Genomic DNA, 16,810 nt, shown 5'->3' on the forward strand with positions numbered 1-16,810 from the left:
GCGGATACATTACGGAAATTGGCAACTGCTTCGGTATATCAAATAACACAGACTTTTATTTACAGGATAAACCGATGACAGATCAACTCACTCTTTCAAACGCCTTACGCAGCGAAACACATGACTTACATGAAGTACTGGATAAGCGTGTGATGCAATTAAACCCGTTTGCAGATAGCGAACATTATCGGGGCTTTCTGCGTATGCAATTACGTCTTCATACTGCAGCAGAACCGCTGTATCACAACAGCAATCTCTTAAACTTACTGCCTGACCTCAGCGGTCGCAGCCGTCTTAATGCTGTTTTAGCAGACTGTGAAGATGTTGAATTAAATAAAACGCTGCTGAGCGAAGATCAGCGTATCGCAAGCTATATCAAGATTTCAGATGAATATGAGGGGCTTGGTTGGTTATATGCGTTGGAGGGCTCAACACTGGGCGCGGCGATGTTACTCAAACATGTCAAAAACCAACTGAACTTATCTGAAACCTTTGGTGCCAGCCACATGGCAGCACACTCGGACGGACGCGCCACTCACTGGAAACAGTTTAAAGCGATGCTAGACCAACTGGAGTTAACTCCAGCACAACGTGAAAAAGCAATAACAGGGGCAAAACAGGCTTTTATTTTTGTCACTGATGCCGTTAACGATGTAATGATAGATGATGCTATAGCGAGTTAAACCATGGTTATAACGTTATTGTGGCGCTTTTTCGCACTGATTTTTCTCGGTATTGCCTTCGCAGGCGTGATATTACCGGGCTTACCCACTACCGAGTTTCTATTGATGGCGCTCTGGTGTTCGGCAAAAGGCTGGCCACAATTACACCACTGGTTATTACATCACCCACGATTTGGTCACATGATTCAGCAATGGCAGCAACATCGAGCAATCCCCCGACGCGCTAAAGTGATAGCTCTAGTGTCGATGACGATAAGCTGCTGTTTACTGTTTTTAAGTGGACTGCCACTGTGGTTGAAATGCCTAAGCTCAAGCATGATGGTGGCCGTGTTGTACTGGTTAATTACCCGGCCAGAGCCATCAAATGATACAGAAGTTAGTCAGATGAAATTGAAGCAGTAAGACACGCCTGTAAGCCTTTGGCGATATATTTTTCAACCGAGGAGACAGACACATTGAGTCGCTCGGCAATGGCTTTGTAGCTCATGCCATCCAACTGCCTCATCAATAAGGCCTGACGCACATTGGCAGGCAGACGATGTAATAAGCTATCAATTTCGGTCAAGGCTTCTATCATCAACGCCTGAGTTTCAACCGAATGGGCTGTGTCCTCGGGTTGTTGTTTCAGATAGTCCAGATAGGCTTCTTCCACACGCCGACGGCGAAACACATCAATAACCAGCCCTTTGGCAATATGTGTGAGATATTTACGTGCATCTTTTTGCTCAGGTAGCCGACCACTTGTGAGTATTCGTAGATAGGTATCCTGAATCAGATCAGCCGTGGTCTCTGGACAACCCATTCGCCGCTGAATAAATACCGATAACCAACCACGGTGCTCCAGATACAGATTCTCGATTGTGGCTGTGTGGGTGGCACGCATGATGTTCTCCTTAAAATAGCTATATTTACAAATCTTAACGAGAATCATTATCATTTATTAAGTTTTAATTAGCAAGTCTTCCTTTAGCTTTTTCCTTTTTAATCAATTGCTAATCATAATTTAAACACCATTCACCAATGCCACTGTTCTTTGAAACCGGGCAAATTTCCCGTCTTATATGATGATTCTTGGTCGCCCTATTCATCTATGCTAATGTCTGCCAGATTCATCCATTCATTAAAGACACCATCATGAGCAGACTCTATAACGATAAACATCGGGCCCTTCAGGATTTATTCAATAGCCGAGACATGGCAGACCGGGTAGAAGAAGTCGCGCTTGTCACCGAAGTAGACGAGATGGCCCAAGGCTTTATCGAAAGCCGCGATATGTTTTTTCTGACGACGGTAGATGAGCGTGGTCGGCCAACCGTGTCTTATAAAGGTGGCGAAGCTGGCCGCTTTATCAAAGTGCTGGATGAAAAAACGATTGCCTTCCCCAGTTATGACGGCAATGGCATGTATTACTCGATGGGGAATATTCAAGGCAACCCTGAAGTGGGTTTATTATTTATTGATTTTGAGAAACCACATCGAATTCGTGTGCAAGGTAAGGCCATCGCCTCAAGTGACGATCCACTTATGGGAGAGTGGAAAGAAGCTGAAATGATCGTTCGGGTAACAGTATCTGAACTGTGGCAAAACTGCCCGCGTTATGTTCACCGCTATCAGAAAGTCAAAAACTCCCGTTATGTTCCTAAACAAGAATGCAAAACACCAGTCGCCGCCTGGAAACGCGTTGATATGATGCAAGATGTGTTACGTGAGCATGAGTTAAATCAAGTCGCCGATGAAGGTGGCACCATGCCGATTGAAGAATGGATGGGTTATATTCAGTCTGGGGATGAAAGAGCATAACGTCTCAGCAACTTGATGCTGAAAGCAAAGTCCAAAGATGCATAGCCGTGATCATATTACACACTATGAAGATCACCATTCAGGTAAGTTGAGCAGGAAAGGTTTTAAATTAATGAAAAAAGTGGCCTTGTTGATTGCGTTTCTGTTGCTCATCATCGGAGCCTTAAGCCTGATGCCATCCAATGCGACCATCACCTACAATGGCGAGCAAGTTACTGGCCCCTTAAAACATCTCATCGAAGCCGGTGGCATCGTTTTTGTGCCCATACTCTTACTTTGTATGGGTATATTATTAGCTTTTATGTTCACAGGCATTGGGCTGATCATTTTGGGGTTTCTGGTTTTATTCTGTCTGGTCTCTTTTTCTATGGCTTTCCCGTTTCTTCTGCCATTGCTGATCCCTTTATTCATTCTCTGGCTCATCTTTGCACTCACACGCAAAGATAAAACTAATAACGCCGTTAATTCAAAATAGAAAACAACGTTATCTGTCTAATTAATAAATAGGTCTATCAATGACATAGCCATCAAATTGATGGCTATGTCATCTCTTTCTAGAAGTCCAGCGAATAACCAATGGTTAATGTTCGGCCACGGCCTTTAAAGTTACGGGTATCTGAGCCATAACTGGTTTGGGATGAGTAGCTGAAATAATCCTTATTGAGCAGGTTTGTTACTCCAGCATGGATCTTACCGGTAGAGAGTTTATACGCCATAGTGGCATCAATCAGGCCATAGGCTTTGAACTGTTCTTCATCATCACCGGCTTCTTCGTCGAAGTTACGATCAAAGTTATAACTGGCTTGCACAAATGAGGACAGTTTTGGAGTCCATTCAGCCTGCCAGCTGGCAATTAATCGATTGGGTGGAATATTTTGGCCATTCAGATCGGTATCAACTTTACCGTCATCATCACTGTCATAACGTCCCCGGATATAGGAATACGCCAAGTTTAGCTTGTGACCATCGTTTACTTTCCAGCCTAAGTTGGCTTCGGCACCGTTAATTTCTTGTTTTTCACGGTTAACCATATATTGGGTATTATCTGCATTCGCCGACAGTCTGGAACCTAAGTCCGAATCAGATTCATAATAACTGACCTCAAAATCGACTGAATCCCAATTTAGTCGGATACCTACTTCTCTATTCGTCGTAATGATCGGTTCAAGATCAAGCAATCCGTCTACCGTTGCACCAGCGACATTTACCTCACGTAACACCCGACCAACATCCGGCATCCCAAAGCCTTCTGAGTAATTAGCAAATACACTCAGCCATGACAGTGGACTGACAACAATCCCACCGTTAAACAATGTCTCACTAAAATCGGGACTGCCACCTTTTACATCGGTACTACCTTTGTTATAAACCGTCGTAAAATCATCCACATCTAGTTCTGAATGTTCATAACGAACACCGGCATGTAACACAACCGCATCAATAGGCTGAAATTGTAACTGTAAAAATGGTGCATAGTTTTTATATACCACTTCAGGTACATAACTTCGGTTTGTCATAGCCAAGTTCTGTGAAGAGCTATCCTCAAGCAGATCAAAGCCCGTTGTAATTTTTAATTTGTCATCCAGCAAACCATCTTTCACTAAGGTGAATTTAGCCCCTTTTTTCACCGATTCAATTTGGGTTTGATCAATACTGTCAGGCGCCAATATCGGATCATAAAAACTGCTAGATCCTAGTGCACCAAACAATGCTTCAAACTCTTGTCTGTATGCCTGGGCGGTAAATTCCATCCCAGCTAAATCATAATTTTGGTATTTCATACTGGTGGTTAACACCCGATTGTATGGCGCCTCACCGACAGGGGTTCCTCTAACTGATGTAGTCGGTTCACCTTTTTCAATATCACCATCAACGCTGACATAATCGTTGCCACCTTTGACCTGATAACGGTTGAGGGAAGCTTCTATGTGCTGATCATCGTCTATCCAGTAACCCAGCTTGGTGAACAAGTCATAACTTTTCGAGTTCATAATGTCACCCTGTACATTATCTACTCCAATTTCGGTGCCATCCGCATCCAGAAACACACCTTGTCTTTCATAACTCATACCAAGCGTATATTCAAAATCATTTTTGCTACCGCTCAGGTTGTAATCCGTGCGATACCCTGAAGTTTCATCACCAAACTCACCGGTAGGTGTCGTCATTTGCACATTCATGCTTTGTTTGAGTGTGTCCTGACTTGGGCGACGAGTAATAAAGTTGATAATGCCGCCTGTCGCACCTAAACCATGAATGGCACTGGCACCATGAATCACCTCAACGCGTTCGACCATGGACATATCAATGGTGTGGCCATCACGCTGGCCGTCACGCAGAGGATTACTTTGCGGGATTCCATCAATCAGAAATAATGGCGAACGACCACGGAAGGTTTCACCACCACTGGTGAGCTTCTGACGACTTGGCGAGAATGAAGGCAACAAGTTACTCAGAATCTGAGAGGTGTCACTACTCATCTCCATTTGCTGTTCAATCTGCTCACGATTAATCACTGTGACCACTTGTGGCGAATCTTTTAGTTGGGTGTCAGAACGTGTTGAGGTGATCAACATATCGTCTAATTCAACACTTTGTTTTTGTTTGGGTGTGACGGCAACAGGTGCTGATTTTTTGCTAATGGAATAACTGCCATTGGCTAATAAGGTCGCCTGTAAACCAGTATCAGCTAAGAGCTGAGTGATTAACGTGGATGGTGCGGCCGACCCCTGAAATCTGTCGGCCTGAATACCGGCGACGACATCTGGGCTAAAAGAGACAGTAATCCCACTTTGCACAGCAAACTGATTGAGGGCTGATTCAAGTGAGCCGGCCTGAATATTAAAGCTTTGTTGTTGAGTCACACTATCTGCATGACTGATGTTGATAATAAGATCGGTGCTCACCAAAGCCGTGGTTAGCATTCCTGCCATGACGAGTTGTCGACTTAATGGCGATAAGCTTAAGGGTAAGAAAGAGGCGTGTTTCATTCTTGGTCCTGTTAATTAATTTAGATAATACGGTTAGCGATAACGCTCTTATCTAACAGGCCGAACGAGAAACCAGAATCGTTAACCCCCTTAAACAAAAAAATAGTCAGGCAGGTTCAACTTGCGCCCAATAGCGGGTGAAATAACGGACTTTAACAGGTAGGGTACTACTGAGATTTTCTAATACAGATGACGTATTGTTGATATTAAATGCCCCGGAAATACGCAGAGAAGCCACGGCACCATCACAGCGCAGTGCCCCTTTATGATAGCGAGCCAGTTCATTGATAAACTGATCCAATCGCCAATTACTGACAATCAACATACCCTGTGTCCAGGCATCCATATTCACTGGCATTAAATTTAACGGGCTATGTTTTAATGCATCAAAACTCATGCAATGTCCTGCCTGGACTTTGACCGCTTTATTGGCTTTTTCGGACTTCACTTCCACAGCATGTTTACTGACACCGACCCAGGTCTCTCCATCATTACATCGAACCTGAAACCGGGTGCCCAGCGCCTTCACTGATCCTTGTGCCGTTTTTACAATAAAATTTTGCGATGGCAAGCCTTTGCCAGTCTCAATAATGACTTCACCACGGTATAAGGTTAACTCCCTGACATTGTCACTGAAGTTAACGTCTAAGGCGGTACTTGTATTCAGATACACTTTGCTGCCGTCAGCCAGCTCTATGGTTTTACGCTCGCCTGTACCCGTGCGGTGTTGTGCAACCAGACTCGACAGTGCTCTCTGTTGATAAGCCATGCCTCCAGCACTTCCCACGGTTAATACCACGACCAGTGTTTTGATTAACTGGCGGCGCGAGTGACGCGCTTTTTCCAAGGTCTCATGTCTGATTTCAGTCGGCACTAATTGCAATTGTTTTTGTAAACGTTCCACCCGTTTCCAAGCATCATAATGACGGCTATCAGCTACAAGCCAATCCTGATGAGCTTGGTAGATGACATCTCCGGGCTGTGCATTGCGAAGATCCACAAACCAACTGGCGGCCTGAGTCAAAATATCTTCATTCAGCTTCATCGTTTAATCTTCGATCAGTAACAGACACTGCGTCATGGCTCGAATAAAATGTTTTCGAACGGTCGTTACCGACACATTCAATTGCCTGCCAATTTCAGCGAAGGTCAACCCGTCCAGCTGGGCCAGCAGAAATATTTGTCGCCCCCGCTCACTCATCGTATCTAGCATGTGTTCGATCTGTAATAAGGTGTCGATAATGAGATGATGCTGTTCCGCAGAAATACTGTGTTGTTCTGGCTGAACTTCGAGCGCGTCAAGATAGGCCTGTTCAACGGTGCGGCGGCGGAAAAAGTCGACCAGCAAACCACGTGCAATACTGCTTAAATATGCTTTGGGTGAGTTGAATTCATGCTCACGCCCCTTCATCAATACCTTGATAAAAGTCTCCTGCGTGAGATCTTGAGCTTGCTCAACATTATTTAATCGAGAACGGATCCAGTTCTGAAGCCAATGATGATGCTCTGAATAAAGTGATTCCAGTGTTTGCACAGCCATTATTAATAGAACTACTTCACAAGTGATAATGAGATACATTATCGTTTTGAAAGTTATTTAGCAATAGTGGTGTTATCTGTGCGTTTGATTTTTAAGGATTATTTTTAATAAAAAAAGCTGTAGCCATTCACTTCTAACTTGGCTCGCCAACCACTTTAAGTTTAGTAGCAATAAAGTCTTTATGAGAGACATAGAGCAAACTGGCGAGCTTACGAATCACGTGTTCTTCAATATCTTGTAGTTCATGATCAGCCCAGGCTATTTGCCAAAGCATTTCGATGAGTTCGATTTTCTCTTGTTCGTTATATTGCTGATTAATACCGGCTGTGAAGTGATAAAAGTCAGTGGCTTCATTGTGTGCTGTTTCTGCTTCGGCAATCAATTTCTCAGCGTCGCTGTCTTCGACATCAAATTGACTAGCGAGGATCTGCCGCAGCATGGCCTTTTCAGTCTCATGCTCTTCATCATCGACCGCAATAATTTCAATCATTAATGCTACCGCCGCCAGCACTTTAGACTGCTGTTGATTCGCTAAATAGACATCGGTGTTATCACCCAAGGTAGATGAAAACATTTGTTTTAATTTTTCGATCATAGTTATCTCCTGCAAGCAAAACCGACTGCCAGCAGTGAAGTAAAGTTCATTTCTTATTGGATGGGCTTACAATGACAGCAGCTTGATAACGGGGTTTGCCGTAACCAATCATACGGTTAAATTCTTTATGTGTAACGGGAATATAACCACTATCTGTCACGCTTTTATTATCATCCCAATCCACATCCGGATCATGGAAATACACAAAGGTGTCAGAAACAGACACGACCAGAATCCAATGGGGGGATTTACTTTGATTCAGACGATATGAGCTTATCAAGACAAGCGCCAGTGACCCTTTAGATAGATACTCGCTTAATAACGACGCATCAACTGGTGCTTTGATTTGTTGAATATCAGATTCAGCTATTTTTTCGATAAAATCTTGGTGCACACATTCAATGACCGACTTCTTTTCCTCGCTACGTACGCCATTGATAAAAGGAATGTCATCTGAGTTACAAACCAAATTGGTTTTCAGACCTCGCTGATTGGCTGCTAAAGCCAAGCCCTGAGGACTACAACCGCCATGACCGGATGTCATAAAAATCGTCGTGGCTTCCCGCCATAGCTGTAACTCAAGCTGGCGAGTGAGCGCTAGCTCACTATCCATACTTTTCATCGCCATCATCAGGCAAGCAGGCCCACAGGTAAAGTCGGTTGACTGAGAGTAATGTGAAACTTCAGGATGAGTCACTTCTGGTACATGATGCAGCACTTTCATCATGCGGATAGCATCTGCATGATCCTCATAGAAGTCGCTGACAATATCAAACGGCTGATACCCCAACTTCTCATATAGCTTGATAGCGCCAAAATTATCAGGACGAACTTCTAGACGCAGAAAACTTCGACCGTCATCCAGTGCCTGCGTCTCGGCTTCCTGCATTAATTTGGCAGCAATACCAGCTTTGCGATAATGAGCATCAACCGCTAATGAGTAAACACGGCCAAGCGATGTGCCTTGTGAGTAAAGTAACAACACATAGGCCACCAACTGGTCGTTGCTTGTGGCCACCAGCAACAAATTGTGGCCTTTTTTGATCATCCATTTGAAGCTGCGCCTTGAAATACGATCTGTTTCAAAGCACGCTTCTTCTAACTTGCTGAGCGCGTTAACGTCATCAAGCGTCGCCTCGCGGAGTAAAAACTCAGCGGGCGTTATGGTTAGCATGTTCAGTGAGTCCATCTAATGCCATTTCGATAACCTGGCGGCCACGGAAAAGAACCAGTTCCTGCCATTGTTTTTGATCGGGGCAGAAGAAATCCTGCATGGCATGTTTTACATCCATGGTGGCATCATCAGACCAGTCAATTTTGCCTTTTTGTTGTAGTTTTTGATCATCAGATAACACCTGCAACATCTGCTGAGTACCAAACGTGCCGAACTCCAGCGTTAAGAAGCACACGTTATCACCTTGTTGATGCCAAAAGTAATCATGTAAACCTAATTTGGTACCTGAACTCGATGTACCTAGTGACGGTTCGGTGACCGTTGCACCAAATAACTCGACCGCATATTGATGCCCCTGACTGTCGACAGGGTGATCGCAGATAAGCTCACCAAAACCGTAGGGGCCAAGACCACTATGAATATCAATCACAATCACTTGTTTACGTTTAGTAGGCTTAATTTGTGCTGCCAGCTGCTCAATAAGTTGACGTGACCATGTGGGTTCTTTGCCACCGAAGTAAGGGGCTGATGGTTGCTCGTATTGACCTTCAGATAGTAAATCAAATTTTTCTCTATCTTGGGCCACGGTGGCGATATCCGTTTTACCCTGCTCAAGCTCTTTCCAGATTTCAGCACCTTTCGATGCTGGCAGCTCACTGTCAAAATCAACAAAGTTACGATTGAGATCAATACCTTGATCATCACCACGGCTGGCCCAGGCAAACCCCCAAGGGTTAATGGCATGAACAAGTATCACACACACATCGGGAGGAAGACGACGATAACGCGTGACAAAATCGGCTTGAATCGCAGAACCAGCACCACCTTCCACACCATGCAACCCAGACACTAACACGATGATATTTTCTGCTTTTGGATTGCCCGCCCAAGCGATGTCACAAAATAGCTTTTCGTTTTTAGGGCCTTTGAGTGGATGAGGATGATGCGTTAACCTTTCAATAATCGAGCTGGTTTCAACATTATTGATGAATTTATCTCTTGCGCTGGAATAGCGCTGCGAAAATACGCTTAAAACTGCATCTGCATACATTTTAACGGGCCTCCTGTGCAAAATTTTCGCGAAGGATATGTGAGTTTTGCCATTTTGACCAGCAAATAAAAAGGGATGCAAAATTTTTTATCACATCCCCTGTCTATTCACTTTATGATTCGCTTTTAAAAAGCACCACTATGCGACCAACAGTAAGGACAAGCCATGACTAAGCACTTGATAATAGTTGAAAATATTGACGACTGGAGTCCTTACTTCCCCAGCGAGCAAGTAATTGATGTCGATACCTATCTACAATCCCTGTCGCAAAATACACACTCACCTGCGCAAATCCTTAATTTATGCCGAAGTCTGGATTATCTCAGCCGCGGCTATTATTGCTCGATGGTGGCTGAAGCACGCGGTCATCGTGTATTACCCGGTCTACGGACGATTAACGACCTGTCCCGTAAAAGTCTTTACGCCTATGATCTGTCGGACTTATCCACACAATTGGATAAGCAGCTCAGTACCACCTCAGCCGAAAGTTTTGTATTAAAAATCTGTTTTGGACAAACGCCCGTCACCTCATTACAAAAACTAGCCCGACAAATATTTGAACAATTCCCTTGCCCGATTCTGGAAGTCGAGTTTAGTTTTAACGCACACTGGATTATCAGCCAGATCAAAGCCGGTGCGATTAATAAACTGACTGAAACAGAGCAAGACTTCTTTGCTGAAGCGCTGGATAGCTTTAGTCATCGCTTATGGCGAAAACCAGCCAAACGCCGTCAATTTCGTTACGACATGGCCATTTTACATAACCCTAAAGAAACGATGCCACCGAGCGATATGGCCGCATTGAAGAAGTTCATTAGCAGCGGTCGCCGTATTGGTATTGATGTGGAACTGATCACGCCGAAAGATTACATCCGTCTCGCTGAATATGATGCCTTGTTTATTCGTGAAACCACGGCCACACATAATCACACCTATAAGTTTGCCCGTCGCGCAGAAAGTGAAGGCTTGGTGGTCATTGATGATCCAACCTCGATCATTCGCTGTACCAATAAAATTTATTTAAAAGAACTGCTATCCGCCAACAATCTACCTATGCCGGATTCACACCTGCTATATCGCAATGATACGGCTGGTCTGGACAAACTGTGTGAGACAGCGACCTTCCCATTGGTAATGAAAATCCCTGACGGCGCTTTTTCAAAAGGTGTGATTAAGGTGAACAACGCGGATGAACTTCGCGAGCAAGCGCCCGCCTTCTTTCAGCAGTCGGCTATTATTCTGTTACAGGAATTTATGTATACCGATTATGATTGGCGTATCGGTATGTTTAATAACAAACCTATCTACGCCTGCCAGTACTTTATGAGTAAAGGACATTGGCAAATCTACAATCACAACACCAAGAAAGGCACATCCAGTGGTAAATCTTCCGCTATCCCTATGAGCGAAGTTCCTGAAAAAGTACTGAAAATTGCGACAAAAGCCGCGAAGTTGATAGGAAATGGTCTGTATGGCCTCGATATCAAACAAAGTGGTAATCGTATTGTGATTATTGAAATCAATGACAACCCCAGTATCGATAGTGGTGTTGAAGATAATTATCTCGGTATGGCGTTATACGATGACATTATGCGAGAGTTTTTAAGGCGGCTGGAAGAACGCCGGGCTGCCAGCCATTAACCTGCTGTTACAAACAAAAAAGGCGCTGAAATTCAGCGCCTTTTTTGTTTAACAAGCCGTTTCTAGCTTAGAAGCTATAACTTGCCCCGACATGAAGGTAACGTTTTTCACCAACGAAGTAGCGATAGCCATCAGGGTTTACACCAGGAATTGGTCTGAAGTCAGCACGTTCGGCATATTCAGTATTAAATAAGTTTTGAACTCTTCCATATAGTTTTAGGTTTTCAGTTAATTGATGCGAGGCATGAAGATTAAACACATCATGTCCATCATACTTAGCAGTATTCCCATCATTAATGTAATACTCACCCATATGTTCCCACTCTAACTCAGCACGACTTTTTGGCGTGAAATTCCAACCCAGTCTGACATTTGCCATCTGTTTAGGTGCTGTTACCAGATAGTTGCCGCTCTCAATGGTACTGTAGTCATCTGAGCTTGCTCTGTTGAAATCATATTCATGTTTAGCAAAGGTTAGATTAGCCGCCACATCGAACTGACTGTTAAAGGGATAGAACATACCGAGTTCGAGACCCGTATGTTTAGTCTTGCCATCATTGACGTTGATATCGTTGCTATCCGTAAAGAAATAATCTTTCTTTCTCATATGATAGGCAGTGATTTCATACTGGAACCCTTCCCCAACTTTTCTGACACCGACTTCGATACTGTCGATTTGTTCAGAGTCTGCTCGATCACCATTATTGTTCTGAATTCGATATAGATCGGTTGTCTGAGGAGCACGGTTACCTCGAGCATAGTTAATAAATGCAGAAGTATCATCCGTTAACTCTTGTACTAACCCTAATTTAGGACTCAGATTATTAAACGAGTCATCGCGTGATTCAGGGCGATAATATCGACTTGTTATCACACCAGATGTTGTATTGTTAGTGTAGTCGTATTTGGTGTATTCATAACGTACACCTGCTATTAGGCGTGTTTTATCTAAGATTTGCCATTCAGTATGGGCGTATGGCGCAATAACTGTTGCATCAACGTCATAATCATAATGCACGCCTGGTATGAAGCCTCTGACCGTGGTTGAATTATTTTGGACTTCTTTTAATTGCCCTTCTGTGTACTCAAAATCAGTACCCAAAATGATTTTATGACCACCATCCAGCTCTTTTGTATAGGAGCTTAACAAGCCAACACTACTGTGTTTATTGCTCTCAACTGGCTTACCCGGAGAGAGGAAATGCATCAAGAAATTCATCTCAGTATGTCGAACATAAGGTGTCAGCGTGAATGAAGATGTATCACTTAATTCATGAATCCACTCAGTAGATAAACGATACGACTTGGCGTCACGATAAGCTTCAGGATTGGGATTTTGACGAGACAAGCTTTCATCTTCATAGACCTTATATCCCGTAATATAACCAGCAGTTTCTTGATTCAGGTTGGTGTAGCTGAATAAGGTCTTGAAACTATCAACATCACCCAGATAATCATGTCTGAAACTGACTTTCTGCTGGTCATAACCTGAGTCACTGACATAACCTCCATCTGTAGTGCCATTCACGCTCAAACGGTAACCATGTCTACCAACGGTGTCACTTATCGTGGCTTTAGTTTGATATAAGTCATGTGGACCGATTGAGAAATCAATCTGACGTTCTAAGTCCAAAGAAGGCGCACGACTCAATACGTTTACCAGGCCATGAACCGCATTAGAACCATATAACGCACTACCCGGTCCGCGAACGACTTCAATACCTCCCGCCTGCTCATAGTTGACTTCAAATAAGCCATTCACATTGGCAAAACCAGCAGCACGAAGTGGGATACCATCTTCAAGAAATAGGAATGAACCTGCGCCTGCACCACCGGTCAGTACAGGTGAACGGATTGAAGTCAAATGCTCTTGACCATTACCGTGCTGAATATTGACACCACTAACGCGATTAAGAATTTCACTGATATGATCTGGTCGCACAAGATCGATTTCTTCTTCTGATACTTTGCCAGTATTCCCGGCTTGCTCAAGTAATGGTGTCTCAGAACGCGTACCTGTCACCACCATGCCACCAAGCGAAACTTCTTTATCACCCATTTCTTCGGCAAAGGCGGGTTGCCACATTGTAGTCGCTGCAGCAGCCACCATTAATGTGAGTTGTTTTTTTGAAAACATAATCCAAATTCTCTCTTGTAAATGATCATTAATCCCGTGATTGGGGAAAATTTTCCCATACAGAAGGTTTTAATACATCAGAAAAATCCCTAAACCCATTGAAAATAGACATTCAAATCCCCAATTACATGATCAAGATCAATTTCAGGTACATAATCCATTTATGGAATACAAAGACTATTACAAAATTTTGGGTGTCGGCCGTGATGCTTCTCAGGACGAGATAAAGAAGGCCTATCGGAAGCTGGCCAGAAAATATCACCCCGATGTCAGTAAAGAAGCGAACGCTGAAGACAAATTTAAAGAAGTAGGTGAAGCCTACGAAGTCTTACGTGACGAACAAAAACGTGCTCAGTACGATCAATTCGGCAGTAATTACCGTCACGGCCAATCATTTAATCCGCCCCCAGGCTGGGATGATCATGCCGGTTTTGGTGGTGGCAACTTTAGCAGCTTCTTTGAAAACATGTTTGGCGGCATGGGAGGAATGGGCGGCGGCATGGGAGATAACTTCTTTGCCCGTGGTGAAGATGTGAATGCCAAAATTACTATTTCTCTGGAAGATGCATTTAACGGTGCCACCAAAACAATTCGTCGTCCTGCCGGCGCCAGTCAGTCAGGCACGATTAATGTAAAAATCCCGGCAGGCATTGCCTCCGGTAAGAAAATACGCCTTTCAGGCCAGGGTAAATCGGGCGGTGGCGGCAAGTCCGGTGACTTGTATCTTGAAGTAAACATTGCACCACATCGTCATTTCCGTCTGGAAGACAAAGATGTGTATCTGGATTTACCTATTGCGCCATGGGAAGCGGCTTTAGGTGCCAAAGTTACCGTACCCACCTTAGCAGGAAAAATTAATCTGACCATTCCGGCTGGTGCTCGTAGTGGTCAAAAAATGCGGCTGAAAGGACGTGGATTACCGGGCAAAGAACCTGGCGACGAATTTGTGGTCTTGCAGATAATGGTGCCGCCTGCTGACAGTGATAAAGCGAAAAAGCTTTACCAGCAGATGGCAGAAGAAATGGCTTTTAACCCGCGAGAGTCGCTGGAATAATTTTTATCGGGAGGCGTTGTGAAGTTCAGCTTTAAATCATCCATTGTTTGGTTAGCCGCATTTGTTTTAATTGCCCAGGTCGCATCTGCAGCACTTCCACTTAACTGGTTTTCTGATAAAGGCGAGATGCCCTCTTTGGCGCCAATGCTTGATCGCACCAAACCAGCTGTGGTCAATATTGCCACGAAAAGTGAAGTCAGAGTTCAAGACAACCCTTTTATGAATGACCCTTTTTTCAGGCACTTTTTTAATGTGCCTGATCAACCCAGAGTCAGACAACGCCAAAGTTTAGGTTCTGGGGTCATTATTGATGCCAAAGAAGGCCTGGTCATCACCAATAATCATGTGATTCGTGGTGCTGATGAAGTCACAGTGTCATTAAATGATGGACGGACCTTCCAAGCTGAGATCGTTGGTAGTGATCCTGCCACCGATGTAGCACTTATCAAAATTCCTGCTGAAAACTTATCTGCCTTGCCACTGGCCGACTCAGACTCGCTTCGTGTGGGTGACTTTGTTGTGGCGATCGGCAACCCTTTTGGTCTGGGGCAAACGGTGACCTCTGGTATCGTCAGTGCACTAGGCAGAAGTGGCCTCGGCATTGAAGGTTATGAAAACTTTATTCAAACTGATGCTTCAATTAATCCCGGTAACTCAGGTGGTGCCTTAGTTAACTTGCGTGGCGAGCTGGTGGGTATTAATACCGCTATTTTCTCACCGGGCGGTGCCTCATCTGGCAATATCGGTATCGGCTTTGCCATTCCCAGTAATCTAGTCAAACAGATCACTGATCAACTGTTAGAGCACGGTGAAGTTCAGCGTGCCTATTTGGGTGTGCAGATGCAGGATATTACACCTGAGCTGGCTCAAGCCTTTAATATCCAATCTCAACAAGGTGCCGTTGTCAGTCATGTTATACCTGACTCAGCTGCTGCTGATGCTGGCTTAAAAGTGGGTGATGTGATCACCGCCGTTGATGGTACGCCACTAATGAACGCTGACAGTCTGAGAAATACCATTGGCTTGATGGTTGTCGGTCAAACAGTCAAGCTCGATATTATTCGAAATGGTAAAGCAAAAACCATTAAGGCAACGGTCAAACAGACACGTAAAACCGCTGCTGATGGGCTAGTACATCCGAAACTATCTGGTGCGACCTTTGGTGATATTGAGCAAGACTCACCTTATTACGGGCAAGTAGAAGGTGTGGTGGTTTATTCAGTAAAACGTGGTAGCCCAGCCTGGCAAGCCGGTTTGAGACCTGATGACATTATCACTTCAGTGAATCGCCAGCCGGTATCATCACTGGAACAGTTCAAACCGATGGTCAGCGACGCTAAGGAATTATTATTTAATATCATCCGTGGCCGACGTGCGATGTTCTTATTACTGAAGTAAGCCAAATCCATTAAGGAGCCTGAACACTTCAGGCTCCTTTTTTAATCTCTGGTCAAATTAAGCTTTTGGGTGAAAACATAGACACCATTCGTAAATAATGACCACTCTACATGTATTTCATCATCACTCGGTGCATCGATTGAAATCATATATTCCAGATAACGCACACCCGCGTCAGGACCATTAGACGCATACTCTCGCTGATTGGCTTCAATATGACGCCCGTTCACACTTAGGGCATATAAACTTTCCGTATTAATCAGCCCCAGAGTATCTGAACGACTGATTCGTTCAGCAGGAAACTCTTTTTCTAAGCGGGCTTTGAACAAAACAATGCTGCTTTCCTCTACATCCGCTTCAACATTCATGTTTTTATGAAGTTTTTCAGGGTTAGCATCTGAGCCTTTACAGGAAATTTCCTCGCCAGTCCCTTTCCATTTCCCTTTAAGTTTTTTCAAGAACTGCAGCTCTTCAGCGTTCTTATCCACACGCAGACTCTTGTCATTATTACGATACTCATCCTCCAGTGACTCAGATGTCGGTGAAGCTTGATAACACTCATAGGCGGCCGCTACTGGCGAATGTAAACACCAGCCCAAAATCAACATCAGAAGACAATATTTTTTCATTGCTGAACTTCCATTTATCACGTTATGAACTAGGATCAAATGCTTTTCAGTGGGGGTTGTCAAACTAAACTGACACATTGATGGCGTTTAAAGTGAATTTGCTAAAGTAGAAAACTCA

General features: G+C 44.1%; 16 protein-coding genes. 7 read left to right on the plus strand and 9 right to left on the minus strand.

The genetic code is table 11. The features are described 5' to 3' along the window. Positions 1–74: 74 nt before the first annotated feature. Positions 75–683, plus strand: coding sequence for a biliverdin-producing heme oxygenase (locus AC13DA_RS02385; RefSeq protein WP_284451463.1), 609 nt, complete (start codon positions 75–77; stop codon positions 681–683). 3 nt (positions 684–686) lie between these two features. Further along, positions 687–1,085 carry a YbaN family protein gene (locus tag AC13DA_RS02390; RefSeq protein ID WP_284451462.1) on the plus strand — a complete coding sequence of 133 codons (399 nt, stop codon included), beginning with the start codon at positions 687–689 and terminating at the stop codon, positions 1,083–1,085. Here the strand turns inward: AC13DA_RS02390 and AC13DA_RS02395 are convergent. Further along, the gene (locus tag AC13DA_RS02395; protein WP_284451461.1) at positions 1,060–1,566 is read right to left on the minus strand and encodes a sigma-70 family RNA polymerase sigma factor; all 507 of its coding nucleotides are present in this window, start codon (positions 1,564–1,566) and stop codon (positions 1,060–1,062) included. The genes AC13DA_RS02390 and AC13DA_RS02395 overlap by 26 nt on opposite strands. A gap of 251 nt (positions 1,567–1,817) precedes the next feature. Between AC13DA_RS02395 and AC13DA_RS02400 the strand changes: the two genes are divergently transcribed. Both AC13DA_RS02400 and AC13DA_RS02405 read left to right on the plus strand, forming a co-directional pair. Continuing rightward, a complete protein-coding gene (locus AC13DA_RS02400) occupies positions 1,818–2,483 on the plus strand; it encodes a pyridoxamine 5'-phosphate oxidase family protein (protein ID WP_284451460.1) in 666 nt (221 codons plus the stop codon). A 37-nt stretch (positions 2,484–2,520) separates the two neighbouring features. Beyond that, positions 2,521–2,958: a hypothetical protein gene (locus tag AC13DA_RS02405; protein ID WP_284451459.1), complete on the plus strand. Its 438-nt coding sequence runs from the start codon at positions 2,521–2,523 to the stop codon at positions 2,956–2,958. Between the two features lie 79 nt (positions 2,959–3,037). Here AC13DA_RS02405 and AC13DA_RS02410 read toward each other — a convergent pair whose 3' ends face one another. The 6 genes from AC13DA_RS02410 to AC13DA_RS02435 form a co-directional block, all read right to left on the minus strand. Continuing rightward, positions 3,038–5,473 (minus strand): TonB-dependent receptor, encoded by a 2,436-nt coding sequence (locus tag AC13DA_RS02410; RefSeq protein WP_284451458.1) that lies wholly within the window; start codon positions 5,471–5,473, stop codon positions 3,038–3,040. A gap of 106 nt (positions 5,474–5,579) precedes the next feature. Further along, complete coding sequence (locus tag AC13DA_RS02415; protein ID WP_284451457.1) at positions 5,580–6,518, minus strand: FecR domain-containing protein; 939 nt, start codon at positions 6,516–6,518, stop codon at positions 5,580–5,582. Between the two features lie 3 nt (positions 6,519–6,521). Beyond that, complete coding sequence (locus AC13DA_RS02420) at positions 6,522–7,013, minus strand: sigma-70 family RNA polymerase sigma factor (protein ID WP_284451456.1); 492 nt, start codon at positions 7,011–7,013, stop codon at positions 6,522–6,524. 133 nt (positions 7,014–7,146) lie between these two features. Then, positions 7,147–7,608 carry a tellurite resistance TerB family protein gene (locus tag AC13DA_RS02425; RefSeq protein WP_284451455.1) on the minus strand — a complete coding sequence of 154 codons (462 nt, stop codon included), beginning with the start codon at positions 7,606–7,608 and terminating at the stop codon, positions 7,147–7,149. Between the two features lie 46 nt (positions 7,609–7,654). Continuing rightward, positions 7,655–8,782: a GNAT family N-acetyltransferase/peptidase C39 family protein gene (locus AC13DA_RS02430; RefSeq protein WP_284451454.1), complete on the minus strand. Its 1,128-nt coding sequence runs from the start codon at positions 8,780–8,782 to the stop codon at positions 7,655–7,657. Then, positions 8,760–9,833 (minus strand): DUF2817 domain-containing protein, encoded by a 1,074-nt coding sequence (locus tag AC13DA_RS02435; RefSeq protein ID WP_482945843.1) that lies wholly within the window; start codon positions 9,831–9,833, stop codon positions 8,760–8,762. The genes AC13DA_RS02430 and AC13DA_RS02435 overlap by 23 nt, the downstream gene beginning before the upstream one ends. 165 nt (positions 9,834–9,998) lie before the next feature. On the opposite strand from AC13DA_RS02435, the gene AC13DA_RS02440 reads away from it, so the two are divergent. Beyond that, a complete protein-coding gene (locus tag AC13DA_RS02440; protein ID WP_007144126.1) occupies positions 9,999–11,474 on the plus strand; it encodes a RimK family alpha-L-glutamate ligase in 1,476 nt (491 codons plus the stop codon). A gap of 67 nt (positions 11,475–11,541) precedes the next feature. On the opposite strand, the gene AC13DA_RS02445 is transcribed toward AC13DA_RS02440, so the two are convergent. Then, positions 11,542–13,611: a TonB-dependent receptor gene (locus tag AC13DA_RS02445; protein WP_284723476.1), complete on the minus strand. Its 2,070-nt coding sequence runs from the start codon at positions 13,609–13,611 to the stop codon at positions 11,542–11,544. A gap of 163 nt (positions 13,612–13,774) precedes the next feature. Between AC13DA_RS02445 and AC13DA_RS02450 the strand changes: the two genes are divergently transcribed. Next, positions 13,775–14,665 carry a DnaJ C-terminal domain-containing protein gene (locus AC13DA_RS02450; RefSeq protein WP_007144128.1) on the plus strand — a complete coding sequence of 297 codons (891 nt, stop codon included), beginning with the start codon at positions 13,775–13,777 and terminating at the stop codon, positions 14,663–14,665. A gap of 18 nt (positions 14,666–14,683) precedes the next feature. Further along, positions 14,684–16,063, plus strand: coding sequence for a DegQ family serine endoprotease (locus AC13DA_RS02455; RefSeq protein ID WP_273179385.1), 1,380 nt, complete (start codon positions 14,684–14,686; stop codon positions 16,061–16,063). Between the two features lie 41 nt (positions 16,064–16,104). On the opposite strand, the gene AC13DA_RS02460 is transcribed toward AC13DA_RS02455, so the two are convergent. Next, positions 16,105–16,692 carry a hypothetical protein gene (locus AC13DA_RS02460; protein WP_284723478.1) on the minus strand — a complete coding sequence of 196 codons (588 nt, stop codon included), beginning with the start codon at positions 16,690–16,692 and terminating at the stop codon, positions 16,105–16,107. Between the last annotated feature and the right edge of the window lie 118 nt (positions 16,693–16,810).

The organism is Methylophaga sp. F-2 (assembly GCF_056859315.1).